We start from the raw sequence: 23,369 nt of genomic DNA on the forward strand, positions 1-23,369 counted from the left end.
GCCTTCTCCTTCGCGTCACCAAAATCGAGTCGAACCCGAGAGATCCTACCGGGGTCCGCTCAGTTCACTGCGCGCACCATGTCCACGAACAGAGCGTGCACGCGATGGTCGCCGGTCAGTTCAGGATGGAACGACGTGGCAAGGACATTTCGCTGGCGCACGGCCACGATGTGCCCGCCGTGTTCGGCGATGACTTCGGCCTCGGCTCCGACGGACTCCACCCAGGGGGCGCGGATGAAGACGCCCTCCACCGGGCCGCCATCGATCCCGGCGACCTCGACCGCGGCTTCGAAGGACTCGTTCTGGCGGCCGAAGGCGTTGCGCCGCACGATCATGTCGATGCCGCCGACGGTCTCCTGGCCCGAGCGCGGGTCGAGGATCTTCTCGGCCAGCATGATCATCCCGGCGCAGGTGCCGTAGACCGGCATGCCGGCCCGGACCCGCTCGCGCAGGGGCTCCATCATGCCGAAGAGGACGGCCAGCTTGGACATGGTGGTCGACTCGCCGCCGGGGATGACCAGGCCGTCGACCTCGGCGAGCTCCTCGGGGCGCCGGACCGGCCTGGCCACGGCGTCCGCCGAGGCCAGGGCGATCAGGTGCTCCCGTACGTCGCCCTGGAGAGCGAGGACGCCGATCAGGGGGGTGTCGCTCATCAGTGATTACCAGCCGCGGTTGGCGTAGCGCTCGGACTCGGGCAGCGTGTCGCAGTTGATGCCGACCATGGCCTCGCCCAGGTTGCGGGAGGCGTCCGCGATGACCTTCGGGTCGTCGTAGAAGGTGGTGGCCTTCACGATGGCGGCGGCGCGCTTGGCCGGGTCGCCGGACTTGAAGATGCCGGAGCCGACGAAGACGCCCTCGGCGCCGAGCTGGCGCATCAGCGCGGCGTCGGCCGGGGTGGCGACGCCACCGGCGGAGAACAGCACGACGGGCAGCTTGCCGAGCTCGGCGACCTCCTTGACCAGCTCGTAAGGGGCGCGCAGGTCCTTGGCGGCGGCGTACAGCTCGTTGTTGTCGAAGCCGCGCAGACGCGCGATCTCGTTCTTGATCTGGCGCAGGTGGCGGACGGCCTCGACGACGTTGCCGGTGCCGGCCTCGCCCTTCGAGCGGATCATGGCCGCGCCCTCGGCGATGCGGCGCAGGGCCTCGCCCAGGTTGGTGGCGCCGCACACGAAGGGGGTGGTGAAGGCGAACTTGTCGCTGTGGTTGACCTCGTCGGCCGGGGTGAGGACCTCGGACTCGTCGATGTAGTCGACGCCGAGGGACTGGAGGACCTGGGCCTCGACGAAGTGGCCGATGCGGGACTTGGCCATGACGGGGATGGAGACGGCCCCGATGATCTCCTCGATCATGTTGGGGTCGGACATCCGGGCCACGCCGCCGTCCTTGCGGATGTCGGCCGGGACCCGCTCCAGGGCCATGACGGCCACGGCGCCCGCGTCCTCGGCGATCTTCGCCTGCTCGGCGTCGACGACGTCCATGATCACGCCGCCCTTGAGCTGCTCGGCCATGCCGCGCTTGACGCGGGCGGTGCCGGTGGCGGGGGACTCGGTGGACTGCGGGGTGCTGGGAAGCGTGGACACGGGACCTCACTCGGTGAAAAGACGCTGGATGCTGCATCGCCGAGCAAACGCTGCGGGACCAGTCCACAGCAAGGGCCAATGGGCAGGCCGTGGATCGTTTTGGAGTCGGCCCTGCGTGGTTTCGGGGTCAGCCCTGCGTGGTTTCGGGGTCGGTCCTGCGCGGTTCGGGGTCGGTCCTACGTACCGGGACGGTCCGCCAGGGCCACCGGCGGGGCGTCGTCCATCTCGAAGGCCAGCGGGAACGGCGCGTGCCCGGCCAGCCGGAACAGTCTGACCGTACGGTGCCGGCGCAGCGCGCGGGCCGCGCGCACGGAGTCGTTGTGGAAGCGGCGGGCCATGGGGACACGGCGTACGGCGGCGGCCAGTTCGACGGCCGCGTCCTCGCCGCCGGGGACCTCCTTAACCGCCTCCACCTGGGCCGGTTCGCCGAAGACGGCGCGCAGGGCGGTGCTCAGCTCGCTCTCGGCGACCTCGCGGTGGTCCTCCTCGGCCTGCCGGGCGGCGTGCGCTGCCTCGTACAGAACGATCGAGGCGGCCGGGTCCAGGACGCCGGAGGTGGCCAGCTCCTGGGTGACCGAGGCGCGGCGCAGCAGTTGGGCGTCGAGGGCGGCGCGGGCGGCGTCGATCCGGGAGTGCAGGCGGTCGAGGCGGCCCGCGGTCCAGCTGAGGTACACGCCGATCGCGACGAGGGCGACGACGATCCAGATGAGGGTTACGGTCACGGGCCCACACGCTACCGTCGCCGTGGCCTCCCCCTTCAACAGGAGGCCCCAACGCCGCCGTCGCCGGAGCCCCGCCCCGGCGCAGGCCCCGGCGGCCCGGCTCGAACCGCGCCCTCAGTCCCGCGCCAGCCCGAACCGCGCCCGCAGCCCCGAGCGTTCGTCCGCCGCGACGGAAGCGGCCCCGTCCGTCACCGTCTCGTACACCGCGAGGATGTCGGCCCCCACCGTCGCCCAGTCGAAGCGCCGCACGTGCGCCTCGCCGCGCTCGCGCAGTCCGGCCCGGCGCTCCGGGTCGCCCAGCAGCCGGATCGCGGCGGCGGCCAGCGCGTCGGCGTCCTCGTTGGCGAACAGGTCGCCCGCCGCGCCCTGGTCCAGCACTTGGGCGAACGCGTCGAGGTCGCTGGCGAGCACCGGCGCACCGGCCGACAGCGCCTCCACCAGGATGATCCCGAAGCTCTCGCCACCGGTGTTGGGGGCCACGTACACATCGACGCTGCGCAGCAGACGGGCCTTGTCCTCGTCGCTGACCATGCCGAGGAACTCGACGCGCTCGCGCAGCTCCTTCGGCAGGGATGCCACCGCCTCCTCCTCGTCCCCGCGCCCCGCGACCAGCAGCCGGGTCTCCGGGCGGGCGGCGAGGATCGCGGGCAGAGCCTTCATCAGGACGGGCAGCCCCTTGCGGGGTTCGTCGATGCGGCCGATGAAGCCGAGGGTCTGCCCCTGCCATTCGGCCTTCGGCTCGGCCTTGGCGAAGAAGCCGACGTCGACGCCGTTCGGGATGACGACGGCGTCGCCGCCGAGGTGCTCGACCAGGGTGCGCCGGGCGTACTCGCTGACCGCGATCCGGGCGCTGATCTTCTCCAGCGCGGGCTGGAGGATCGGGTAGGCGGCGATCATCGCCCGGGAGCGCGGGTTGGAGGTGTGGAAGGTGGCCACGATCGGTCCCTGCGCCGCCCAGCAGGCCAGCAGGCCCAGCGACGGGGAGGTCGGTTCGTGGATGTGGATCACGTCGAACGTGCCGTCGTGCAGCCAGCGCCGTACCCGGGCCGCCGACAGGAAGCCGAAGTTCAGCCGGGCGACCGAGCCGTTGTACGGGACGGGGACGGCCCGGCCCGCCGAGACGACGTAACGGGGCAGCGGGGTCTCGTCGTCGGCCGGGGCCAGGACGGAGACCTCGTGGCCGAGCCGGATCAGGTGTTCGGCGAGGTCCCGGATGTGGAACTGCACACCGCCCGGTACGTCCCACGAGTACGGGCAGACGATGCCGATCTTCACGTGGTGTCCCCCCGGGGTTCCAGGTCGTCCAGCCAGAGCCGCTGGAGCATGTGCCAGTCCTCCGGGTGTTCGGCGATGCCGGTGGCGTAGGCGTCGGCCAGGGCCTGGGTCATGACGGACGTCCTCTCGGCGCGGGTGCCTTCCTCCGGCACCTCGACCGCCGGGTGGACGCGGGCCCCCATCACCGGTGTGCCGTCGTACCAGAGGGTCACCGGCAGCAGCAGCGCGCCCGTCTGCTGGGCGAGCAGCGCGGGTCCGGCGGGCATCCGGGCGGTGGCACCGAAGAACGACACCTCCACCCCGGAGGCGGACAGGTCCCGGTCCGCGACCAGGCAGACCAGGCCGCCCGCGCGCAGTCGGCGGGCCAGGGTCCCGAAGGCCGCCCCGCCGCTGTGCGGCAGGACCTCCATGCCGAGGCCCTCTCGGTAGGCGACGAACCGGTCGTAGAGCGACTCGGGGTCGAGCCGTTCCGCGACGGTGGTGAAGGGGACCTTCAGGTCGGTGGTGACCCAGGCTCCGGCGAGGTCCCAGTTGCCCAGGTGCGGCAGGGCGAGGATCACGCCGTTCCCGGCGTCCAGGGCTTCGGTGAGCAGGTGCGCGTCCTTGACGTCGATGCTCGCCCTGATCCGTTCCGGGCTCCAGGTCGGCAGCCGGAACGACTCCATCCAGTAGCGCATGTAGGAGCGCATCCCGGCCCGGGACAGCTCGGCAAGACGCTCCGGACCCGCGTCGGGGACGACCCGCGCCAGGTTCGACTCAAGCCGCAGCACGCTCTTGCCGCGCCGCTTCCACGCCTGGTCGGCGATGGTGCGGAAGAGGGCCGCCGCGGCGGGCTCGGGCAGCGTCTTCAGGGCGCTCCAGCCCAGTCCGTACAGCCCGTCGGTGACCCGGCCCTTCAGGCCGGACGCGCCGCCGCTCACCGGTCGGCCTCGCTCCCCTGGTCGGCGGAGCCGACGGCGGACGCGTCCGCGTCCGCCTCCGCGGCGTCCGCCTCCGCCGATTCACGGCGTACGGTCACCACGCGCTGGATCAGCGTGACCAGGCTGCCCGCGGCGACGATCCACAGGGCGATCGGGAGCAGGACGTCGATGTGCGGGACGCCGAACTTGTGCAGTCCGGCGAGACCTGCCGCGACCAGTGAGATCACCAGGCGCTCGGCGCGCTCCACGAGGCCGTTGACCGCGACCGGCAGGCCGATCGACTCGCCGCGCGCCTTGGTGTACGAGACCACCTGGCCGCTGGCCAGGCAGAAGATCGCGACGGCGCAGAGGATGTTGTCGTCACCGCTGCCCGCGTACCAGAGAGCGAATCCGGCGAAGATCGCCCCGTCGGCGACCCGGTCCAGCGTCGAGTCGAGGAACGCGCCCCACCGGCTGGAGATCCCGGCCTGCCGCGCCATGTTGCCGTCGACGAGGTCGGAGAAGACGAAGATCGTGATGACGATCGTGCCCCAGAAGAACTCCCCCATCGGGAAAAAGACCAGCGCACCTGCCATCACTCCGGCCGTGCCGATGAGAGTGACCGCGTCGGGGCTGACCCCGAGGCGGAGCAGCAGAGCGGCGAACGGGGTGAGGACACGCGTGAAGAATGCACGCGCGTACTTGTTCAGCATGGCCTTCCCGAGGGTTCGGTTGGCCGAGCGGCCCCTACGGCCACCGGCTGGCCCATCGTAGTCACCACCGCAGCCGTCCACCGGACGGGCACCCGCCCGGGGGGTGTCAGGGCGGCGGGGACGGGGACCACGTGCGACGTATGGACGCGGCCGCGTCCCGGTGCCAAGCTCGAAGGACCGCGGGCGTCGCCGAAGCCGCCGCGGCGGCCTCCCCGTGCCCGTGACCACCGCTGCCCCACGCGCGGTCGCCCTCCCCCGCACCGCGCCATCGACCGGGAGGCACGCATCATGGGCGACAAGGCACACGCACACCCCGGAGCCGCCGGAGGAGCACCGACGGCCGGCCACCCCTCCGCGATACGGAACGTGGTGCTGGTCGGCCCCAGCGGATCGGGCAAGACCACCCTGGTCGAGGCGCTGGCCCTGACGGCGGGCGCCGTGAACCGGGCCGGGCGGGTCGAGGACGGGGCGACCGTCTCCGACTACGACGAGATCGAGCAGCGCCGACGGCGTTCCGTGCAGCTCTCGCTGGTCCCGGTGGCCTGGGACGGATGCAAGATCAATCTGCTGGACACCCCCGGTTACGCGGACTTCGTCGGGGAGCTGCGGGCCGGTCTGCGCGCGGCGGACGCGGCGCTTTTCGTCGTCTCGGCGGCCCAGGAGGCCGAGTCCGTGGCCGCGACCACCCGGGCCGTATGGGAGGAGTGCGCGATCGTCGGCATGCCGCGCGCGATCGTCGTCACGCATCTGGACACCGCCCGCACCTCGTTCGACGGGATGACCCGGGTCTGCTCCGAGATCTTCGGCGGCGACGACCCCGATGCCGTACTGCCCCTGTACCTGCCGGTGCTGGGGCCCGAGGCCGCCGACGGGCACGCCCCGCTGACCGGGCTCACGGGGCTGCTGAGCCGGCGGATGCTCGACTACTCCTCGGGGGAACGCGCCGAGCTGCCGCCCGCGCGGGAGCAGGAGGAGCCGCTGCGGGCGGCCCGGGACCGGCTGATCGAGGGGATCATCGCCGAGAGCGAGGACGAGTCCTTGATGGACCGCTATCTCGGCGGCGAGGACATCGACGTATCGACGCTGGTCGGCGATCTGGAGCGAGCGGTCGCCAAGGGCTCCTTCCACCCCGTCCTCACCGCGGCCCCGGCGGCCGAGGGCACCCGGCAGGGCATCGGCACCGTGGAGCTGCTGGAGCTGATCACGCGCGGCTTCCCGACCCCGCTGGAGCGCACCCCGCCCGTCGTCACGACCCCGGCGGGCAAGCCCCGGCCCGCGCCGGTCTGCGATCCGCAAGGCCCGCTGGTCGCCGAGGTCGTGAAGACCTCGTCGGACCCGTACGTGGGCCGTGTCTCGCTCGTCCGCGTCTTCTCCGGCACCCTGCGCCCGGACGATCCGGTGCATCTGTGCGGCCACGGCCTCGACGCGACGGGGCACGCGCCGCGCCCCTGTCACGAGGCGGAGATCCGCCTCGGCGCGCTCACCTCGCCGTTCGGCCGCCAGCAGCGCACCCAGGACCGGTGCATAGCGGGCGACCTGGCGTGCGTGGCGCGGCTCGGTGAGGCGGAGACCGGTGACACGCTCTCCCCTGCCGGTGACCCGGTTCTCATCGAGCCCTGGTCGACGCCGGACCCGCTGCTCCCGCTGGCCGTCCGGGCGCACGGCAAGGCGGACGAGGACAAGCTGTCGCAGGGGCTGGCCCGGCTGGTGGCCGAGGACCCCACCCTGCGCCTCGAACAGAACCCGGACACCCACCAGGTCGTCCTGTGGTGCCTGGGCGAGGCGCACCAGGAAGTCGCCCTGGAACGGCTGCGCGAGCGCTACGGCGTCCAGGTCGACGCGGAACCGCACCGGGTGCCGCTGCGCGAGACGTTCGCGGGCCGGGCCACCGGGCGCGGACGGCACGTCAAACAGTCGGGCGGGCACGGGCAGTTCGCGATCTGCGAGATCGAGGTGGAGCCGCTGCCGCCGGGTTCGGGCGTCGAGTTCGTCGACCGGGTGGTGGGCGGTTCGGTGCCGCGTCAGTTCATCGGGTCGGTGGAGAAGGGAGTACGGGCCCAGGCCGCGAAGGGGGTGGCCGCCGGGCATCCGCTCGTCGACGTACGGATCACGCTGCTGGACGGCAAGGCGCACTCGGTGGACTCCTCGGACGCCGCCTTCCAGACCGCCGGTGCGCTCGCCCTGCGGGAGGCGGCGGCGGACGCCCGTATCCAGCTCCTGGAACCGGTCTGCGAGGTGAGCGTGCTGGTCCCGGACGACTTCGTGGGCCCGGTGATGAGCGATCTGTCGGGACGCCGGGGCCGGGTCGTGGGCACCGAGCAGAGTCCGGGCGGGCGCACCGTCGTACGGGCCGAGGTGCCGGAGATCGAAGTCGGCCGGTACGCCGTGGACCTGCGCTCCCTGTCCCACGGCACCGGGTGCTTCGACCGCGCCTACGCCCGGCACGAGGCGGTGCCGCCGCAGGTGGCCGACCGGATCCGCACCGGGCAGCGGGACGGATCACCCGGCGCGTGACCGGCGCACGGTCGCACACCCGGCCGGGTCCCGCCGGTGACGGGCGGTGCCGCGGACGGGACGATACGCTGTGGGCGCAGCTCAGAAGGTATGCCGCGTACGGTAGTTGGGCACACCCGCAGGAGCGGACGGTGCGGCGAGTGGGGGCGACAGGTGGCCAACGACGGATTCGACTTCTCACCCGGGGCCCAGATCCCGATCCAGGGGTCCGGCGGTCAGTCGGTGGCGACCAACGCCCTGGCCTCGGCGGCGTATCGGGACAGCCCGGTGGAGAAGATCCTCGACGCCAACAGCGAGTGGCACAAGTCCGTGGTGAAGCCGGGGTCCTCCAAGCTGTTCAAGTCGGACTACTTCAAGCCCAATCTCGGCGAGGCGTTCGCCCGCGCCGTTCAGGAACGGATGCTGGGCGGAGCCCGTAAGGCGCTCATCCAGTCCTTCGGCACCGACCCGCAGACGGTGGTGGAGCACTGCCTGTCCGCGAACAACCTGCGCAAGGCCCGTGACACCCGGCTCACGCTGGTGACCGTGGTGTTCGGCATCCTCTTCCTGCCCGGACTGCTGGCGTGGGTGATCGCCTTCCGGGTCCGCGACGCGCTCGACAAGTCCAAGGACACGGCGTTCCGGTCGGTCGGTACGGTGCTGCTGGCGGCCTGCGGGATCGGCGCGCTGGTGCTGATGGTCAAGCTCCCCCTGGACGGGCTGCTCGCGCTCTACGTCCGGGGCGCGCTCGTCGCCCCGGTGATCGGCTGGCTCCTCGCCAAGCGGATCGCGGAGACCTCCGCCAAGGATCTGCGGGCCCGCTGGGACGGGCTGCTGTCCGGTACCGGAGTGATCGCGAAGATCCCCGAGGCGGTGCCGAAGAACCCCAACGAGACCGCACGCGAGGCGCTGCGCCAGGGTCTGGAGAAGCTGTCGGCCGAGCAGCAGTCCAACGCCGTCTTCTACGCGGGGCCCAAGGGCGTCCTCGGGATGGGCACCCGCTGGGGCAGCTGGCAGCTGGCCGAGGAGCTGGTCCCCAAGGACCCGACGAAGGAGATCCACCAGTTCCGCAGCTGGGACCTGATCAGGATCATCCACGACCAGCTGAAGATGCTGGAGCGCGGCCCGCTGAACACCGGCGGCTTTCCCAAGCCGTCCGTGAAGCACTGGATCGTCTCGCCGATCGGGGAGAACGCCGACGCCGTCTCGCGCCCCGACGGCGAGGACGTCGCCACCTTCCAGGTGAAGCCGCACGAGATACAGCGGATCTGCAACCACCAGCAGTTCGGCAGCGGTGACCGGCACTATCTGGGCGTCCAGTTCACCCTGTGGGACGGGCAGCTGGTGATCACGATGATGATCACCGTCACCGTGCTCCACGAGACCCTGCGCATCGAGGTCACCGGCCATGCGCTCGGGCCGGTGCACGGGCTGTTCCTCTCCAAGCCGGAGGCCAAGACGAAGACGGTCAACAAGACCGTCCGCTTCTGGGAGACCCGGGACATCCAGCTGCCGCTGGTGGAGGCCAAGGAGGTCGTCCGGCTCGCGCTGCGGGCCCCCCTCACCTGGTATCCGCCCCTGCTGGACTACCTGGGCGGGAAGATAGTGCTGCCCGAGCCGTTCGGGCTGCGGCACGCCTGGGCGGCCAAGCCGTGGAACCACCGCTTCATGGCGGACGACGCGATGCGCGCCGCGACCCCGGTGCTGCGGGTCGTCCACTCGGCGGCCATGCGCGTGCTGGAGGAGAACGGTGTGGACACCGAGCGCTTCGACAACCGCTCGATAGTCCTGAGCGGCCTCGTCCAGGACCCGGCCCCGCGCAAGGCCGACGTCTACGACGCCTAGGCGCGCGTACGCGGGAAGACCCCCCGCCGGACGGGGGTCTTCCAGCGTTACCCGCGGGACCGCCCGCTCAGACGGTCGCGGGCCAGACGTCGGCCAGCATCGCCCGGGTGTCGCCGAGCAGCTGCGGCAGCACCTTGGTGTGGCCGATGACCGGCATGAAGTTGGTGTCCCCGCCCCAGCGCGGCACCAGGTGCTGGTGCAGATGGGCGGCGATCCCCGCACCGGCGACGGAGCCCTGGTTCATGCCGATGTTGAAGCCGTGCGCCCCGGAGGCCGCGCGCAGGGCGACCATCGCCCGCTTGGTGAAGTCCGCCAGCTCGACGGTCTCGGGGCCGTCCAGCTCGGTGTAGTCGGCGACATGACGGTAGGGCACCACCATGAGGTGGCCGCCGTTGTACGGATACAGGTTCAGCACCGCGTAGACGTGCTCGCCGCGCGCCACGACGAGGCCCTCCTCGTCGGATTTCGCCGGGATCGAACAGAACGGACAGCCGTCCTCGGCACCCGGGCCGCTCGGCTTGTTCTCGCCCTGGATGTACGCCATCCGATGGGGCGTCCACAGGCGCTGGAATGCGTCGGGCGTCCCCACGCCGATCTGCTGCTCCGGCTCACTCGTCATGCCGATCAGCATATTGCGTCACCCGTGCGGAGCGTGTCGCCGGGGGCGCACCGCACGGCCGCCCGCAATGCTGAGGCGATGAGCGACCTACCCGCATCCGAGCCACCGGCCCGGCTGACCCGCTGGGAGCAGCGTACGGAGGTGCCCCTCTTCGCCGCGGGGCTGCTCTTCCTGGCGGGATACGCGGTCCGGGTGCTGACCCCGCACGAGGCCGAGCCCTGGAACGGCATCGCCCTGATCCTCGTCTGGTCGACCTGGCTGCTGTTCCTGGCGGATTACGTGACGCGGCTGGGGCTCAGCGGCCTGGGCGCGCGCTTCGTCCGCACTCACTGGCTGGACACCCTGGTCCTGCTGCTGCCGTTGCTGCGCCCGCTGCGGATGGTCCAGGTCTATACGGCGGTGCAGCGCCGCCGCGACCGGCCGCGGCTGAACCTGTACGCGCGCGTGATGGCGTACGCGAGTACCACCGTCGGCCTGCTCGGATTCGCCGCCTCGCTCGCGGTCTACCACCTGGAGCACGCGGCCCCCGGCGCCTCCATCCATACCTTCGGCGACGCGGTGTGGTGGGCGTGCGCGACGCTCACGACGGTCGGTTACGGGGACGCCTCACCGGTCACCTTCTGGGGCCGGACGGTGGCGGCGGGGCTGATGGCGTGCGGGCTCGCGCTGCTCGGCGCGGTGACCGGGTCGTTCTCGTCGTGGCTGATCCAGGTGTTCACGCGGGAGGACGAGAAACGGCCCCCGGAGCGCGGGTAGCGCCGCGGGGGCCGTGACCCGGGAGATGGCTCAGACCTGGACGCGGTCCTCGACGGCCTTCGCGATCTTGGCGATGGCCTCGTCGACCGGGATGCCGTTCTCCTGCGAACCGTCGCGGTAGCGGAAGGAGACGGCGCCGTTGGCCATGTCCTCGTCACCGGCGATGATCATGAAGGGAACCTTGCTCTTCTGCTGGTTGCGGATCTTCTTCTGCATCCGGTCCGATGAGGCGTCCACGTCCACCCGCAGCCCCTGCTTGCGCGCCTTGGCGGCGAACTCCTGGAGGTAGGGGATGTGGGCGTCGCCGATCGGGATGCCGACGGCCTGGACCGGGGCGAGCCAGACCGGGAAGGCGCCCGCGTAGTGCTCCAGGAGCACGGCGAAGAAGCGCTCGATGGAGCCGAACAGGGCACGGTGGATCATGACCGGGCGCTGCTTGGAGCCGTCGGGGCCGGTGTACTCCAGGTCGAAGCGCTCCGGCAGGTTGAAGTCGAGCTGCACGGTCGACATCTGCCAGGTGCGGCCGATGGCGTCCTTGCACTGCACGGAGATCTTCGGGCCGTAGAACGCGGCGCCGCCCGGGTCCGGGACCAGCGGGAGGCCCTGCTTCTCGGCGACCTGGCGCAGCGTCTCGGTGGCCTCCTCCCAGGTCTCGTCGGAGCCGACGTACTTCTCCGGGTCCTTGGTGGAGAGCTCCAGGTAGAAGTCGGTGAGCCCGTAGTCGCGGAGCAGGTTCAGCACGAAGGTGAGCGTGCGGTCCAGCTCCTCGGCCATCTGCTCCTTGGTGCAGTAGATGTGCGCGTCGTCCTGCGTGAAGCCGCGCGAGCGGGTCAGGCCGTGCACGACGCCCGACTTCTCGTAGCGATACACCGTGCCGAACTCGAAGAGGCGCAGCGGCAGTTCGCGGTAGGAGCGGCCGCGCGCGTCGAAGATCAGGTTGTGCATCGGGCAGTTCATCGGCTTGAGGTAGTAGTCCACCCCGTCGTCGAGCTGCATGGGCGGGTACATGCCGTCGGCGTACCAGTCCAGGTGGCCGGACTTCTCGAAGAGCTTGCCCTTGGTGGCGTGCGGGCTGTAGACGAACTCGTAGCCCTCCTCCTCGTGACGGCGGCGCGAGTAGTCCTCCATGGCCCGGCGGATGACGCCGCCCTTGGGGTGGAAGACCGCGAGGCCGGGGCCGATCTCGTCGGGGAAGGAGAAGAGGTCCAGCTCGTTGCCGAGCTTGCGGTGGTCGCGCTTGGCGGCCTCCTCCAGGAACTCCAGGTGCGCCTTCAGCTCGTCCTTGGTCGGCCAGGCGGTGCCGTAGATGCGCTGGAGCATCGGGTTCTTCTCGCTGCCGCGCCAGTACGCCGCGGCGTTGCGCATCAGCTTGAACGCCGGGATGAACCGGGTGGTGGGCAGGTGGGGGCCGCGGCAGAGGTCCTTCCAGCACAGGTCGCCGGTCTTCGCGTCGAGGTTGTCGTAGATGGTCAGCTCGCCGCCGCCCACCTCGACGTCCGCGCCGTCGTCCGAGGACGCCGAGCCCTTGATGCCGATGAGCTCCAGCTTGTACGGCTCGCCCGCCAGCTCCTCGCGGGCGGCCTCGTCGGAGACCACGCGGCGGGAGAACTTCTGGCCCCGCTTCTGGATCTCCTGCATCTTCTTCTCGATGGCCTTGAGGTCCTCGGGCGTGAACGGCTTCTCGACGTCGAAGTCGTAGTAGAAGCCGTCCTTGACCGGCGGGCCGATGCCGAGCTTGGCCTCGGGGAAGAGCTCCTGCACGGCCTGGGCCATGACGTGCGCGGTGGAGTGGCGCAGGATGTTCAGGCCGTCCTCGGAGGAGATCTCCACGGGCTCGACGGTCTCGCCGTCCCGGAGCTCGTAGGAGAGGTCCTTCAGCTCGCCGCCGATGCGCGCGGCGACGACGGTGCGCTGACCCGGGAAGAGCTCACCGGCGGTCGTGCCCGTCGTCACCGCGTGCTCTTCCCGCTCGGAATCGCGTTGGATGATCACACGGACGTCTGACACCGGTCTCTCCTGACTGAGGGGATGCCCGCCGTCGTATGGCAGGGCAAGACGAATCGTACCGAGCCGTACGCCCCCGATGCGAACGCCTTCCGGGACGCCCTACGGCTCCTCCCCGGCACACGCCTCCTCGAAGTGGTCGACGTTCTCCTGGAGCGCCTTCATCAGCCGGTCCCGCTCCGCCTCGTCGACCTGGACGGGCGCGACCTGCGAGGCCCCGGTGAGCCGCCGGAAGCCGCCGCGCCGCTCCAGCCGCCCCTCCACCCGCAGCGGCAGCCCGACAAGGTGGGCGTGGCCCGCGATGCGGTACGCCTCCTCGTCCAGCTCCACGCGGACATGGGCGACCTCCGCCCCGGCCAGCACCCGCAGCCGTACGATCCCGGCGCCGCGCGGCCCGGAGCGGCGCAGCCGGACCACGGCGCCGGTGAGGCGGACCTGCACGGCGGGTTCCTCACGGAGGTAGCGGGCGCTCGCGGAACGCAGGGCCGGGAGGTCGCCCGGGGAGAACTCGACGGGCGCCGGGCGGACCGGGCAGCCGTCCGGGGCGCCCGCGGCTGGCGCCCAGCGCAGGTCGATCCCGGCCCCCTCCGAGCCGCGCACCAGGGCGATCAGCGCCTCGGTCAGCTCCCGGCTGACGCCCGCAGCGACCGCGCTGTCGAAGGCCTCCATGCCTCCGGTGGCCCGCTGGTAGTCCACGGCCTCGCGGGTGGCGTGCAGGGCGTGGCAGAGCTGGACGGCGACGGCGCGTCCGGAGGCGACGGGGACGTACGCGGTGAGGCTGCGGCCGCCGGGTGCGGGCCCGATGAGCGCGTCGTCGAGGGCGGCGCGCGCCTTCCTGCGGTGCCGCGCTCCGTGGTAGCCCGCCCGGCCGCGCGCCGCCAGCGCTCCGGCCAGCAGGATCTGCCGGGCCGCCGAGCGCAGCGCCTCGGCCTCGGTCCACCCCGCGGCCCCGGCAGCGGCGGCGGCCGATTCGGGGACCTCGCGCCACCAGCGGATCTCGTCGCTGGGCACGGCGAGGGAGACCAGGACGTCCCGGGCGGAGGGGTCGGCGCTGCGGCCGAGCGCGAGAAGGGCTTCCTCGATCAGCTCACCGCTGTCGGGGAAGGCCGCGCTCTCGGGCACCAGGAGGCTGGCCGTTCCCGCCGCGGGCCCGGGCGGGGTCCAGCGGCCGTACCGCCCGGAGGCTCCCCCGCGCCGCTGCCAGCCGTGCCGGCGAAGGAGGGCGGCGAGCACGGCGGGGTCGGGCGGCTCCGCCCCGGCGACCAGCGGGGGCCCGGGGCGGACGGTGGGGTGCGACCGGGCGGCGGGCAGTCCCGCCCCGCCCGTGGGCTCGTCCATCGACCGGTGCATCAGGGTCTCCCTCCGGCCCCGACCCGGGCCATGATGTCGCAGAGTGCGCGATCGTCGAAGATCCGCGAGGTCGGGATGCGCACAGTGGTCCGGTACCGGCCCGTCACCGCGTGGCCGGCCAGGTTGGTCCAGTAGCAGCAGTGGCGCAGGTCGAGGCTGCCGGGCCCGGCGCTGAGCCAGTCGTCCTGGCTGCGCGGCACGAGCATCACGACCAGGATCTTGTGCACCGACACCGGGGTGCGGGCGAGTTTGACGAGGTGGGCGTTGTCGAGCGTGAAGGAGAACGCCCCGCCCGCCGGGTGCGGCGGTATCTGGTAGGTGCACTTGAGCTGCACCTTGATGGTCACTTCGTCGTCGACGGTGTGGGCCGGGGCGCCGTGGCTGACGTGCCAGTCGATGCCGTTGTCGGGAAAGGGCTGGGACAGCGAGCATCCGGCCGCCGCCGCGACGGCGTGCAGATAGCCCACCTGAAGGGTCTCCATGCAGGCGGTGGTGGCGAGGGAGCCGCGCAGCGGTGCGTCGAACTGCTGCGGCAGCCGCGCCCCGAAGTCCTCGGCGCGGGTGGGCCCCCCAGGGTCGGGCTGCGCGAGCGCCATGGCTCCGTGTGCCTTCCGGGCGTGCCGATCGATGGCAGATGGCTCTGCCGGCGGGTGACGTGTGTGGGTGACATGCGGTGGGCGGATCGACGGGACTGCGCAAGCAACTTCCCGGCGTCTCATCTGTGTTGTCACCGCATCGGACCCCCCGCAAACGGCGTATCAGGCAAACAGCCCGGGTATCACCGATATCGGGCAGGGGAATCACTCCATCTGCCGCGCAGGTGCGAGGAGTTCGGGGATGATGCACTGGTTCGAAGGGCCGCTGGCCGCTTTTGACACGGAGACAACAGGCGTGGACGTCGAGCAGGACCGGATCGTTTCGGCCGCTCTCGTCGCGCAGGACACCGCGGGCGGACGAGTCCGCGTCACCCGCTGGCTGGTCAACCCGGGGATTCCGGTCCCGGCGGGGGCGACCGAGATCCACGGTCTGACCGACGACCACCTTCAGCGCAACGGCCGTTGGCCCGCACCGGTCATGGACGAGATCGCCCGCGCGCTGGCCGAGAGCTGCGCGACCGGGCGTCCGCTGGTCGTGATGAACGCACCGTTCGATCTGACACTGCTGGACCGGGAGTTGAAGCGGCACCGGGCGTCGTCGCTGGCCGGGTATCTGGACGGGGTGCCGATGCGGGTGGTGGACCCCCGGGTGCTGGACAAACACCTGGACCGCTACCGCAAGGGCCGCCGTACGCTCACGGATCTCTGCGCGAGTTACGAGGTGGTGCTGGACGGGGCCCATGACGCGGCGGCCGACGCGACCGCCTCGATGGAGCTGGTGCGCGCCGTGTGCCGACGCTTCTCCTCCCGGATGGAGCGGCTGTCCCCGGCCGAGCTGCACACCCTCCAGGCGACCTGGCACGCGGCCCAGGCGCGCGGCCTGGAGGCGTGGTTCGCGAAGAGCGGGACACCGGAGCCGGTGGACCCGGCATGGCCGCTGCGCCCGGAGCTGCCAGCGGCCGCGTGAGGGGTTCAGGGGCCCGGACACGCGAAAGCCGGTCCGCGTGACGCTGGCGGACCGGCTTTCCCCGGTGGGCGATACTGGGTTCGAACCAGTGACCTCTTCGGTGTGAACGAAGCGCTCTCCCACTGAGCTAATCGCCCGGGAACGGGTTGAACCATACAGGGCTGGGCGGGCTTCCTTCAAACTCCTCCCGGCGGGGCCCTACTCAGAGCCCCGCGACCGGGAAGTGAGTATCCGAGCGCATGTACGGGACGCGTGGCCGGGGCCACACTCCCGTACATGGAACATGTGCCCCCGCCCGCCGAGGAACTGGCCCTCCTCGACCGTGAACTGGCCGAGCTGGACGCCCGCAGGGCACAGCTGCTCACCCGGCGCGCCTGGCTGCTCGCAGCGCTCCGGCCGCCCGCGCCGACGGCGGCCCCGGGCTGGAACCCGTCCGCCTGGGGCTCGCCGCCTCCCGGCCGCCCCGGCGCCCCGGCGCGGGCATGGGGCCCTGTGCCGCCGAAGCCGTCCGCGCCGCGCAGCGCGCAGAACCTCCTGCTGACGCTGGGCGGTCTGCTGCTGACGATCGCGGCGATCGCGTTCACGCTGGTGAGCTGGGGCTCGATGGGTATCGGCGGACGGTCGGCCGTGCTGGCCGCGGTGACGGCGGGGGCGCTCATCGCCCCGGCGGTCCTGCTGCGCCGGAGGCTCGGGGCGACGGCGGAGGCCCTGGTGGCACTGGCCCTGGTGCTGACGCTGCTGGACGTGTACGCGGTCCACGCGGTGGCGGACCCGGACATGGACGGGCTCGCCTTCACCGCGCTCGCGTCGGCCGTGCTGGCGGCGCTGTGGACGGCGTACGGCCTCGCGCTCCGCCCGCTCCACCTGCCGCTGCCCGCCGCCGTGGTCTTCGCCCAGTGGCCGCTGCTGTTCTGGGCGTGGGCGGCACAGGCCCCGGCGCTCGTGTTCGGGTGGGCGCTGCTCGCGACGGCGGTGCTGGACGGGGCGATCGCCCTGCGGGGCAAGGGTCTCGGGGTACGGATCACGGCAGGCGTAGGGGGCACCGTGACGGGTCTGGTGGCCCTGCTGGTGGGCCTGGCCGAGTCGGCGTCCGCCGCCGGGCCGCTGGAGGCCGCCGCCCCGGGTGCGCTGCTCCTGGCGGCAGCGGCGGCCGCGCTGGCCGGGGCGTGGCGCGCATCCGACGGCTTCGCGCAGCTGGGCGGCGCGGTGGCCGGTCTCTCGGCGGTGGCGGCGGTGGGCGGCGTGCCGGCCGCGGTGATGCCCGAGGGCTGGCGCGTGCTGCCGTACCTACTGTGCGGCATCGCCCTGACGGCGGTCGTACGGGCCCGGCTTCCGAGGAACGCGGCGCGCGGGGTGCTGGTTGCGTCGGGGGCGGTGGTCGCCGGGGCCCTGGTGTGGGCGCTGCCGCCGGTCACGACGGTACTGCTGGGCCCGGTGACGCAGCTGACGGACGTCTGGGCGGGCGCACCCGACGGCTTCCGGGCCGCGCTGGGGTCGCCGCTGCGGTGGCCGGAGCTGGCCGCGGCCCCGGTGGTGCTGGCCCTGGCGGCCGGGCTGCTGGGGGCGGCGTACCGGTGGTGGCCCTCGGTGGCAGAGACCGTGGGGCCGGTCGTCGCGCCTACCGCGGGGGCAAAGGGCGCAGCGGGTGGCGTCCGTACGGCGGGCGCGGCGGGCGTCCCCGGCGTCCCGGCCCCGGCAGGCACTCCCGGCGCTCCCGGTTCGGTGCCTCACGGTGCGTGGGGGTGGGGCGCGGGTCCCCTGGGGGCGGCTTCCCGGCCCCCCGCCCGCAGGCCGTCGGGGGCGGCGGTGCGCGGTGCGGCCGGGGCCGTGGCCCTGGCGCTCGGCTGGGGTGCGCTGCTGGTGGCGGCGGCCGTGCTGGACGTGCCCTACGCGGTCGCCGTGGCCGGGGAGACGCTCCTGGTAGCCGGGCTGCTCGCGCTGGCCGTCCGGGGTTCCGGGAACGGCGGGAGCGATGCGAGCGGCCGGAGCGGGACGGCGGCGGTGCCGGTGACCGCGCTCGTGGGCGCGGTCACCGGAGCCGTGAGCGTCGGGCTGCTGTCGCTGGCGTCCGAGGCGGGCACCTACGCGGTGCTGGGCGGGCTGGTGGCCTTGTTCGCCGGGGCGGCGTACCGGGCGCGCGCACAGGCGCCTCAGGGGGTCCTCGCGGTCGCCGCCGCGGTCGGGGGCACCGTGCTGACGGGGTGCGCGGGCCGGTCCCTGGGGCTCGCCCCGTCCGAGGCCGCGCCGCTGCTGCTCCTGGTGCCCGCGCTGACGGTGCTGCTGGGGGCGCGGCTGCGGCGGCACCCGGCCGCGTTGCCGGTAGAGCTGACGGGGGCGGCGGGTGCGCTCGTCGCGGTCGGGCTCGCGGTGGAGGACGCGCCGTTCCTGGCGCTGGTGCTGGCCCTGGCCGGGGTGCTGGCGGCGGGTGCGGCGGTGCGGCCGGAGCGTCGGCCGGTGGCCGGGTACCTGGCGGCGGCGCTGTTCGTGCTGGCCACCTGGGTACGACTGGCGGCCTCGGAGGTGTCGTTCCCGGAGGCGTACACCCTGCCGGTGACCGTGCCCGCCCTGGTCGTGGGCGTCCTGCGGCGGCGGAAGGACCCCGAGGCGTCGTCGTGGACGGCGTACGGGCCGGGGCTCGCGGCGACGCTGCTGCCGAGCCTGGCGGTGGCCTGGACCGATCCGGACTGGCACCGCCCGCTGCTGCTGGGCGTGGCGGCCCTGGTGATCACGCTGCTGGGTGCGCGGTACCGGCTCCAGGCCCTGCTGCTGCTCGGCGGAGCGGTGCTGGCACTGGACGGGCTGCACGAGCTGGCGCCGTACGTGGTGCAGGTCGCCGGGGCGCTCCCCCGCTGGCTGCCGCCGGCCCTGGCCGGGCTGCTGTTGCTGGTGGTGGGAACAACGTACGAGCAGCGACTGCGGGACGCCAGGCGGCTGAAGGGCGCGCTGGGCCGGATGCGGTGAGCCGGGCGCGGTCCGGTCCGGGGCACGCCGTTCGCGGCGCCCCCGGACCGGGCGGCGCGAGCAACGCAGAGGGCCCGGGAGACGGATTCCGTCTCCCGGGCCCTCTGTCCGGGTGGGCGATACTGGGTTCGAACCAGTGACCTCTTCGGTGTGAACGAAGCGCTCTCCCACTGAGCTAATCGCCCGGGCGCACCGCAAACATTACCCCATGTCAGCGGTGCTTCCGGACCACCCTCGGGTCACTCGGCGATCTTCCACGGCATGGTGATCCCGAACTTCCACACGTAGATCCCGACCAGCACCGCCATGATCACCAGCCCCACCGTGGTGAGGATGATGTTGCGCCGCCGGACCTTGGGATCGAGCGCCCGCTGCGCCGCCTCGGTGACCTTGCGCTTGGTCCAGCGCAGCACCAGTTGGGCCCAGACGAACTCGGTCGCCCAGATCGCCATACCGGCGAAGATCACCAGCCAGCCGGGGCCGGGCAGCACCAGCATGAGCACGCCGGCCACCACCACGCCGAGGCCGACGACGAAAACGCCGACCTGCCAGCTCAGGTGGAGCGGCTTGGACGCCTTGATGAAACCCGGCGCACGCGAGCCCAGCTCGCGCTCCCCCGGGTCCGATTCCCCCGTGGCGGACGCCGGGGCCGCCTGCTCGGAGACCCTGCTCCGCTCGTCACTCTCCGCGTTCATGAAGCCAACCTACCCGACCCGCCCTCGTCACTTCTTCGTCACTGGAATGGACGCATAACTCAAAGTTACACGCCGCTGAGCGAGGGACCCGAAGCATCACAAATGGGTCAGAGGGGTTTACAACGCCACCGTAGGTGGCATGTCGATTTCGCCGACGTGCGAATCCCCGAGCGCACACTGAGCGAAAGGCCCTGGCGCTTATGAACACCACGGTCAGCTGCGAGCTGCACCTGCGCCTCGTTGTGTCGAGCGAGTCCTCACTGCCTGTACCCGCGGGCCTGCGGTATGACACGGCCGATCCCTATGCCGTGCACGCCACCTTCCACACCGGAGCGGAGGAGACGGTCGAATGGGTATTCGCCCGTGACCTCCTTGCCGAGGGGCTGCACCGCCCCACCGGCACCGGAGACGTCCGCGTCTGGCCATCACGTAGTCACGGCCAAGGCGTCGTATGCATCGCACTGAGCTCCCCAGAGGGCGAAGCGCTGCTTGAGGCCCCGGCACGGGCCCTGGAGTCGTTCCTGAAGAGGACCGACGCCGCGGTCCCGCCCGGCACCGAGCATCGGCACTTCGATCTCGACACGGAGCTCTCACACATCCTGGCCGAGAGCTGAGCCAGGCCGAGACCTGCTCGACGCCGTCCGACTCGGGGAGACGGCGTCACGCGGACAACCACATACGGCAGACACCGGCGCCGTCATCGCGGAATCCACCGCGGTGACGGCGCCGCTGCGCTCGGCCGCCCTCTCCCAGCCGCCCTCCCCGCCCCGGGCCGTCCTCCTCCAGGACCCGCCGAGCCAGTAGAGTCAGCCGCCATCGGCGGGCGCCCGCCCGCCGGAGGCCAGGGAGCGAAGCGTGCTGATCCCACACGACACCCGGATCGCCCTCGACGCGGTGGTCGATCTGGTGAACACCGCACCGGAGAGCGAGCCGCCGCCGGACGACGTCTCGGACGGACTGGTGGACGGGTCCGCCGACGGGCTCCCCGACGTAGCCACGCTGTACGCCTTCGCCGAGCGGCACCACATCAGCGGCGTCGGCACGCTCGGCGAGAAGGACCTACAGGCCGTACGCGACGTACGGGCCGGCTTCGCGGAGGTCTTCGCGGCGCCGGACGCCCGTACGGCCGCCGAGCTGGTGAACCGCCTCGTCGCGGCGGCCGGGACCACCCCGCAGCTCACCGACCACGACGGCTACGACTGGCACGTGCACTACTTCTCGCCGGACGCCTCGCTCGCCGACCACCTCGCGGCCGACTGCGGGATGGCGCTCGCCTTCATCATCGTGGCGGGCGAGCAGGAGCGGCTGCGCCGCTGCGAGGCGCCGGACTGCGGCCACGCCTTCGTCGACCTGTCCCGCAACCGCTCCCGCCGCTACTGCTCCAGCCGTACGTGCGGCAACAGGCTCCACGTCGCGGCCTACCGGGCCCGCCGCAAGGAAGCCGCGGGCTGACGGCACGGGGCCGGCCCCGGCACGGCCGCCCACAGCGGGTGCGGGCGCGGCGGCTCACAGCAGTAGGAGATCGTGCAGCGCGGCCATCAGCAGCAGGCTCCCGATCACCGCCAGGAAGATCATCAGGGGCGGCTGGGAGAGCGCGAAGAGGCAGCCGCGGGGCTCTTCGGCAGGGGGTGCGGGGGCCTCGCCCCGGGAAGTGTCCACCATCTCGGGGCGATCATGACGCACCCGCGGCCGGGTTGGCGATCAACCCGGTTCATTCCCCCGGGAGTTCACCGTCCCGTGGCCGTCAGTAATCGCTCCGGCGTGCGGGGCGCCATCAGGCATTCGGGCCGGGCGTCCGCAGCGAGGCCTCGTTCCGTGCGGCCGGAGTCCGGTCAGATGCCGTGCTTCTTGAGGATCGCCTCGATGTCGCTGAAGTCCTCGCCCCCGGCGGCGGCCTCCTGCTTCTTCTCCGGCTTCGGCCGCGGCTTCGCCCCGGCCGCCGCGGGCCCGGCCGTGCTCCCGGCGCCGAGCGACGGGGCCGAGGCCGCCGGGGCGACCGCCTCGTGCTGCCCGGCGGCCCGCGCGGCCTTGCGTTCCGCGCGGGTGGTGCCGCTGCGGCGCTCGATGGCGCGGGTGGTCATGAACAGCAGCCAGGAGAGGCCGAGCAGACCGAATCCGATCCAGACGCTCGGCTTGAAGGCGATCCCCGCGACCCACTCGACGACCCCGGTCAGCACGAGCCCGAACGGGACGAGGGAGTAGGCGGCGATCCTCGTCGCCGTGAGGAACTTCTTGCGGTACGCGGTCACCGCGGCGATGCCCAGCCCGGCCGCCGACACCGCGGAACAGATGGTCTCGGCAAGCATCGGGGCCTCCAGGCGCAGGGGATACGTTCCTTCCATCCTGCACCGCCCACCACCGCCGGGGCCACGGCGGTGGCTCACTTCAGGGACATTTCAGGGCCGCACTCCTCCCCAGGTCCCGATCGGGAGGCGCCCGCGCGGCCTGAAACAATGGGTGCATGAGCGATTCCACCCCTGCGGCACCGGTCGTCCTCGACGTCTGGTGCGATCTCCAGTGCCCCGACTGCCACCAGGCCCTCAGCGACGTGCACGCCCTGCGCGCCCGGTACGGCAACCGCGTCGAGATCCGCCTGCGTCACTTCCCGCTGGACAAGAACAAGCACGCCTACGCCGCCGCCCAGGCCGCCGAGGAGGCCACCGCCCAGGGCAAGGACTGGCCGTACGTCGAGGCGCTGCTGGCCAGGACCGCCGACCTCGGCCGCACCGGTGAGCCGGTGCTGCTCGACGTGGCGCGCGAACTGGGCCTGGACGCAGAGGAGTTCGACACCGCCCTGATCGACGGCCGGCATCTGCTGATCGTCGACGCCGACCAGGCGGAGGGCAAGGCGCTCGGCGTGACGGGCACGCCCACCTACGTGATCGGCGAGGAGCGGCTGGACGGCGGCAGGAGCCAGGAGGGGCTGCGCGAGCGGATCGAGGAGATCGCCGACCGCCTGCTCGCCGCGCGGGACCGGTAGGACCGGGGGCAGGGGCGCCTGCGGTGCCCGGCCGGGGAGCCGCTACAGCGCCTTGGCCAGGTTGTAGCGCGTCGTCGTGTAGCCGAGGGACTCGTACAGCCGCAGGGCCGGTGTGTTGGCGGCGAAGACGTGCAGGCCGAGCCGGTGCGCACCCCAGGAGCGGGTGACGTCCTCGGCCAGCAGCATCAGGGCCCGCCCGTGGCCCCGGCCCCGGTGCTCCTCGCGGACCTCGACGTCGAAGACGTACCCGGCCGCCCCGCCCGGCGGCAGCTCCCGCAGGGCCACCCACACATGGCCGACGGCCTCGCCCGCCGCGACCAGCACCGAGAAGCGCACCCCCGCGGTCGCCAGTCCGTCCGGGAGGTGCGTGGCGTGGTCGGTCTCGGACTTGAGCCGGGCCTGCTCGGGCGGCACGCCGCGGTCGGTCCAGCCCTGTGCGTACGCCTGCACCGCGCCCCGCCGCCAGTCGGCGAACTCCTCCTCGCTCATCGCGCGCGAGGTGAGACCGGCGGGCAGGGCCGCGCCGTCCGGGCCGAGCTCCTTGACCATGTTGCGGCTGCGTTCGGTGTAGCCGAGGGCGGCGGCCAGCCGACGGGCGGGTTCGTTGCCGGCGGGGATCTCCGCCCGCACCTGGGTGCACCCCCACCCCCGCAGCACCTCCTCGGCGGCGAGCGCGGCGATGATGCCCCGGCCGCGTCTGCGCCGTGCCTCGTCGACGCTCAGGGAGCGCAGGACTCCGGCGGTGGCGCCGAACGTCTCGTCGGTGCCGATCTCGACGGCTCCGACGGGTCGCCCGTTGTCGCACACGTCGTAGCGGCGCGCCCGCACACCGGCGGCGTTCTGCTGGAGCGGCCCGGACGGCCGCAGTGTCGTGGTCATCAAGGGGTTGTATCCCCTGCCGGGCGGCCCGTCAC

22 protein-coding genes and 2 tRNA genes are annotated in these 23,369 nt (G+C 72.5%); 8 read left to right on the forward strand and 16 right to left on the reverse strand.

What is annotated here, in order from left to right; all coding sequences use genetic code 11:
• Positions 1–59: 59 nt before the first annotated feature.
• From pdxT to pgsA, 6 genes are all read right to left on the reverse strand, one after another.
• Positions 60–653, reverse strand: coding sequence for a pyridoxal 5'-phosphate synthase glutaminase subunit PdxT (gene pdxT / locus RI138_RS03960; RefSeq protein ID WP_096632478.1), 594 nt, complete (start codon positions 651–653; stop codon positions 60–62).
• 6 nt (positions 654–659) lie between these two features.
• The gene (pdxS, locus tag RI138_RS03965) at positions 660–1,580 is read right to left on the reverse strand and encodes a pyridoxal 5'-phosphate synthase lyase subunit PdxS (protein ID WP_096632479.1); all 921 of its coding nucleotides are present in this window, start codon (positions 1,578–1,580) and stop codon (positions 660–662) included.
• A gap of 176 nt (positions 1,581–1,756) precedes the next feature.
• Positions 1,757–2,302 carry a hypothetical protein gene (locus RI138_RS03970; RefSeq protein WP_311118774.1) on the reverse strand — a complete coding sequence of 182 codons (546 nt, stop codon included), beginning with the start codon at positions 2,300–2,302 and terminating at the stop codon, positions 1,757–1,759.
• Between the two features lie 114 nt (positions 2,303–2,416).
• Entirely contained in the window at positions 2,417–3,577 is a 1,161-nt protein-coding gene (locus RI138_RS03975) for a glycosyltransferase family 4 protein (protein ID WP_311118775.1), read from the reverse strand.
• Positions 3,574–4,497 (reverse strand): phosphatidylinositol mannoside acyltransferase, encoded by a 924-nt coding sequence (locus RI138_RS03980; protein WP_311118776.1) that lies wholly within the window; start codon positions 4,495–4,497, stop codon positions 3,574–3,576. The genes RI138_RS03975 and RI138_RS03980 overlap by 4 nt, the downstream gene beginning before the upstream one ends.
• Positions 4,494–5,189 (reverse strand): phosphatidylinositol phosphate synthase, encoded by a 696-nt coding sequence (pgsA, locus tag RI138_RS03985; RefSeq protein WP_311118777.1) that lies wholly within the window; start codon positions 5,187–5,189, stop codon positions 4,494–4,496. Before pgsA ends, RI138_RS03980 begins: the two co-directional genes overlap by 4 nt.
• Before the next feature lie 288 nt (positions 5,190–5,477).
• Between pgsA and RI138_RS03990 the strand changes: the two genes are divergently transcribed.
• Together RI138_RS03990 and RI138_RS03995 are read left to right on the forward strand one after the other, a co-directional pair.
• Positions 5,478–7,703 (forward strand): elongation factor G-like protein EF-G2, encoded by a 2,226-nt coding sequence (locus tag RI138_RS03990; RefSeq protein WP_311118778.1) that lies wholly within the window; start codon positions 5,478–5,480, stop codon positions 7,701–7,703.
• Positions 7,704–7,856: 153 nt separating this feature from the next.
• Positions 7,857–9,527: a hypothetical protein gene (locus RI138_RS03995; RefSeq protein WP_311118779.1), complete on the forward strand. Its 1,671-nt coding sequence runs from the start codon at positions 7,857–7,859 to the stop codon at positions 9,525–9,527.
• A 67-nt stretch (positions 9,528–9,594) separates the two neighbouring features.
• Here the strand turns inward: RI138_RS03995 and RI138_RS04000 are convergent, their stop codons facing one another.
• Complete coding sequence (locus tag RI138_RS04000) at positions 9,595–10,158, reverse strand: HIT family protein (protein WP_311118780.1); 564 nt, start codon at positions 10,156–10,158, stop codon at positions 9,595–9,597.
• Positions 10,159–10,224: 66 nt separating this feature from the next.
• Here RI138_RS04000 and RI138_RS04005 point away from each other — a divergent pair, with 66 nt between their 5' ends.
• Positions 10,225–10,902: a potassium channel family protein gene (locus RI138_RS04005; protein WP_311118781.1), complete on the forward strand. Its 678-nt coding sequence runs from the start codon at positions 10,225–10,227 to the stop codon at positions 10,900–10,902.
• 30 nt (positions 10,903–10,932) lie between these two features.
• On the opposite strand, the gene thrS is transcribed toward RI138_RS04005, so the two are convergent.
• From thrS to RI138_RS04020, 3 genes are all read right to left on the reverse strand, one after another.
• On the reverse strand, positions 10,933–12,909 hold the full coding sequence (gene thrS, locus RI138_RS04010; RefSeq protein ID WP_311118782.1) for a threonine--tRNA ligase: 1,977 nt from the start codon (positions 12,907–12,909) through the stop codon (positions 10,933–10,935).
• A gap of 99 nt (positions 12,910–13,008) precedes the next feature.
• Complete coding sequence (locus tag RI138_RS04015; protein WP_311118783.1) at positions 13,009–14,256, reverse strand: hypothetical protein; 1,248 nt, start codon at positions 14,254–14,256, stop codon at positions 13,009–13,011.
• A complete protein-coding gene (locus tag RI138_RS04020; protein WP_311118784.1) occupies positions 14,256–14,852 on the reverse strand; it encodes a DUF4365 domain-containing protein in 597 nt (198 codons plus the stop codon). Before RI138_RS04020 ends, RI138_RS04015 begins: the two co-directional genes overlap by 1 nt.
• Before the next feature lie 241 nt (positions 14,853–15,093).
• On the opposite strand from RI138_RS04020, the gene RI138_RS04025 reads away from it, so the two are divergent.
• Positions 15,094–15,819, forward strand: coding sequence for a 3'-5' exonuclease (locus RI138_RS04025; protein WP_096632497.1), 726 nt, complete (start codon positions 15,094–15,096; stop codon positions 15,817–15,819).
• Between the two features lie 65 nt (positions 15,820–15,884).
• On the opposite strand, the gene RI138_RS04030 is transcribed toward RI138_RS04025, so the two are convergent.
• Positions 15,885–15,956 (reverse strand) — tRNA-Val (locus tag RI138_RS04030).
• A gap of 139 nt (positions 15,957–16,095) precedes the next feature.
• On the opposite strand from RI138_RS04030, the gene RI138_RS04035 reads away from it, so the two are divergent.
• Positions 16,096–18,780: an SCO7613 C-terminal domain-containing membrane protein gene (locus RI138_RS04035; RefSeq protein WP_311118785.1), complete on the forward strand. Its 2,685-nt coding sequence runs from the start codon at positions 16,096–16,098 to the stop codon at positions 18,778–18,780.
• Positions 18,781–18,893: 113 nt separating this feature from the next.
• Here the strand turns inward: RI138_RS04035 and RI138_RS04040 are convergent.
• Positions 18,894–18,965, reverse strand: a tRNA-Val gene (locus RI138_RS04040).
• A gap of 54 nt (positions 18,966–19,019) precedes the next feature.
• Complete coding sequence (locus tag RI138_RS04045; RefSeq protein ID WP_311118786.1) at positions 19,020–19,475, reverse strand: TIGR02611 family protein; 456 nt, start codon at positions 19,473–19,475, stop codon at positions 19,020–19,022.
• Between the two features lie 200 nt (positions 19,476–19,675).
• Here RI138_RS04045 and RI138_RS04050 point away from each other — a divergent pair, with 200 nt between their 5' ends.
• Both RI138_RS04050 and RI138_RS04055 read left to right on the forward strand, forming a co-directional pair.
• Complete coding sequence (locus RI138_RS04050; protein ID WP_003959770.1) at positions 19,676–20,089, forward strand: SsgA family sporulation/cell division regulator; 414 nt, start codon at positions 19,676–19,678, stop codon at positions 20,087–20,089.
• A 241-nt stretch (positions 20,090–20,330) separates the two neighbouring features.
• The gene (locus RI138_RS04055) at positions 20,331–20,927 is read left to right on the forward strand and encodes a CGNR zinc finger domain-containing protein (protein WP_311118787.1); all 597 of its coding nucleotides are present in this window, start codon (positions 20,331–20,333) and stop codon (positions 20,925–20,927) included.
• Between the two features lie 54 nt (positions 20,928–20,981).
• Here RI138_RS04055 and RI138_RS04060 read toward each other — a convergent pair whose 3' ends face one another.
• Entirely contained in the window at positions 20,982–21,137 is a 156-nt protein-coding gene (locus RI138_RS04060; protein ID WP_311118788.1) for a hypothetical protein, read from the reverse strand.
• Between the two features lie 170 nt (positions 21,138–21,307).
• On the reverse strand, positions 21,308–21,781 hold the full coding sequence (locus RI138_RS04065; RefSeq protein ID WP_311118789.1) for a hypothetical protein: 474 nt from the start codon (positions 21,779–21,781) through the stop codon (positions 21,308–21,310).
• A gap of 155 nt (positions 21,782–21,936) precedes the next feature.
• Between RI138_RS04065 and RI138_RS04070 the strand changes: the two genes are divergently transcribed.
• Positions 21,937–22,455 (forward strand): DsbA family protein, encoded by a 519-nt coding sequence (locus tag RI138_RS04070; RefSeq protein WP_096632499.1) that lies wholly within the window; start codon positions 21,937–21,939, stop codon positions 22,453–22,455.
• 42 nt (positions 22,456–22,497) lie between these two features.
• Here the strand turns inward: RI138_RS04070 and RI138_RS04075 are convergent, their stop codons facing one another.
• Complete coding sequence (locus tag RI138_RS04075) at positions 22,498–23,334, reverse strand: GNAT family N-acetyltransferase (protein ID WP_311118790.1); 837 nt, start codon at positions 23,332–23,334, stop codon at positions 22,498–22,500.
• Between the last annotated feature and the right edge of the window lie 35 nt (positions 23,335–23,369).

This window comes from Streptomyces durocortorensis (assembly GCF_031760065.1).
Classification (GTDB): Bacteria; Actinomycetota; Actinomycetes; order Streptomycetales; family Streptomycetaceae; genus Streptomyces.

Excerpts from the sequence above, each read along its gene's own strand:
- pdxT (WP_096632478.1), bottom strand. The coding sequence starts at position 653 with ATGAGCGACACCCCCCTGATCGGCGTCCTCGCTCTCCAGGGCGACGTA.
- pgsA (WP_311118777.1), bottom strand. The coding sequence starts at position 5,189 with ATGCTGAACAAGTACGCGCGTGCATTCTTCACGCGTGTCCTCACCCCG.
- RI138_RS03990 (WP_311118778.1), top strand. The coding sequence starts at position 5,478 with ATGGGCGACAAGGCACACGCACACCCCGGAGCCGCCGGAGGAGCACCG.
- RI138_RS04000 (WP_311118780.1), bottom strand. The coding sequence starts at position 10,158 with ATGCTGATCGGCATGACGAGTGAGCCGGAGCAGCAGATCGGCGTGGGG.
- RI138_RS04005 (WP_311118781.1), top strand. The coding sequence starts at position 10,225 with ATGAGCGACCTACCCGCATCCGAGCCACCGGCCCGGCTGACCCGCTGG.
- RI138_RS04015 (WP_311118783.1), bottom strand. The coding sequence starts at position 14,256 with ATGCACCGGTCGATGGACGAGCCCACGGGCGGGGCGGGACTGCCCGCC.
- RI138_RS04020 (WP_311118784.1), bottom strand. The coding sequence starts at position 14,852 with ATGGCGCTCGCGCAGCCCGACCCTGGGGGGCCCACCCGCGCCGAGGAC.
- RI138_RS04025 (WP_096632497.1), top strand. The coding sequence starts at position 15,094 with ATGATGCACTGGTTCGAAGGGCCGCTGGCCGCTTTTGACACGGAGACA.
- RI138_RS04035 (WP_311118785.1), top strand. The coding sequence starts at position 16,096 with ATGGAACATGTGCCCCCGCCCGCCGAGGAACTGGCCCTCCTCGACCGT.
- RI138_RS04045 (WP_311118786.1), bottom strand. The coding sequence starts at position 19,475 with ATGAACGCGGAGAGTGACGAGCGGAGCAGGGTCTCCGAGCAGGCGGCC.
- RI138_RS04050 (WP_003959770.1), top strand. The coding sequence starts at position 19,676 with ATGAACACCACGGTCAGCTGCGAGCTGCACCTGCGCCTCGTTGTGTCG.
- RI138_RS04060 (WP_311118788.1), bottom strand. The coding sequence starts at position 21,137 with ATGGTGGACACTTCCCGGGGCGAGGCCCCCGCACCCCCTGCCGAAGAG.
- RI138_RS04065 (WP_311118789.1), bottom strand. The coding sequence starts at position 21,781 with ATGCTTGCCGAGACCATCTGTTCCGCGGTGTCGGCGGCCGGGCTGGGC.
- RI138_RS04070 (WP_096632499.1), top strand. The coding sequence starts at position 21,937 with ATGAGCGATTCCACCCCTGCGGCACCGGTCGTCCTCGACGTCTGGTGC.
- RI138_RS04075 (WP_311118790.1), bottom strand. The coding sequence starts at position 23,334 with ATGACCACGACACTGCGGCCGTCCGGGCCGCTCCAGCAGAACGCCGCC.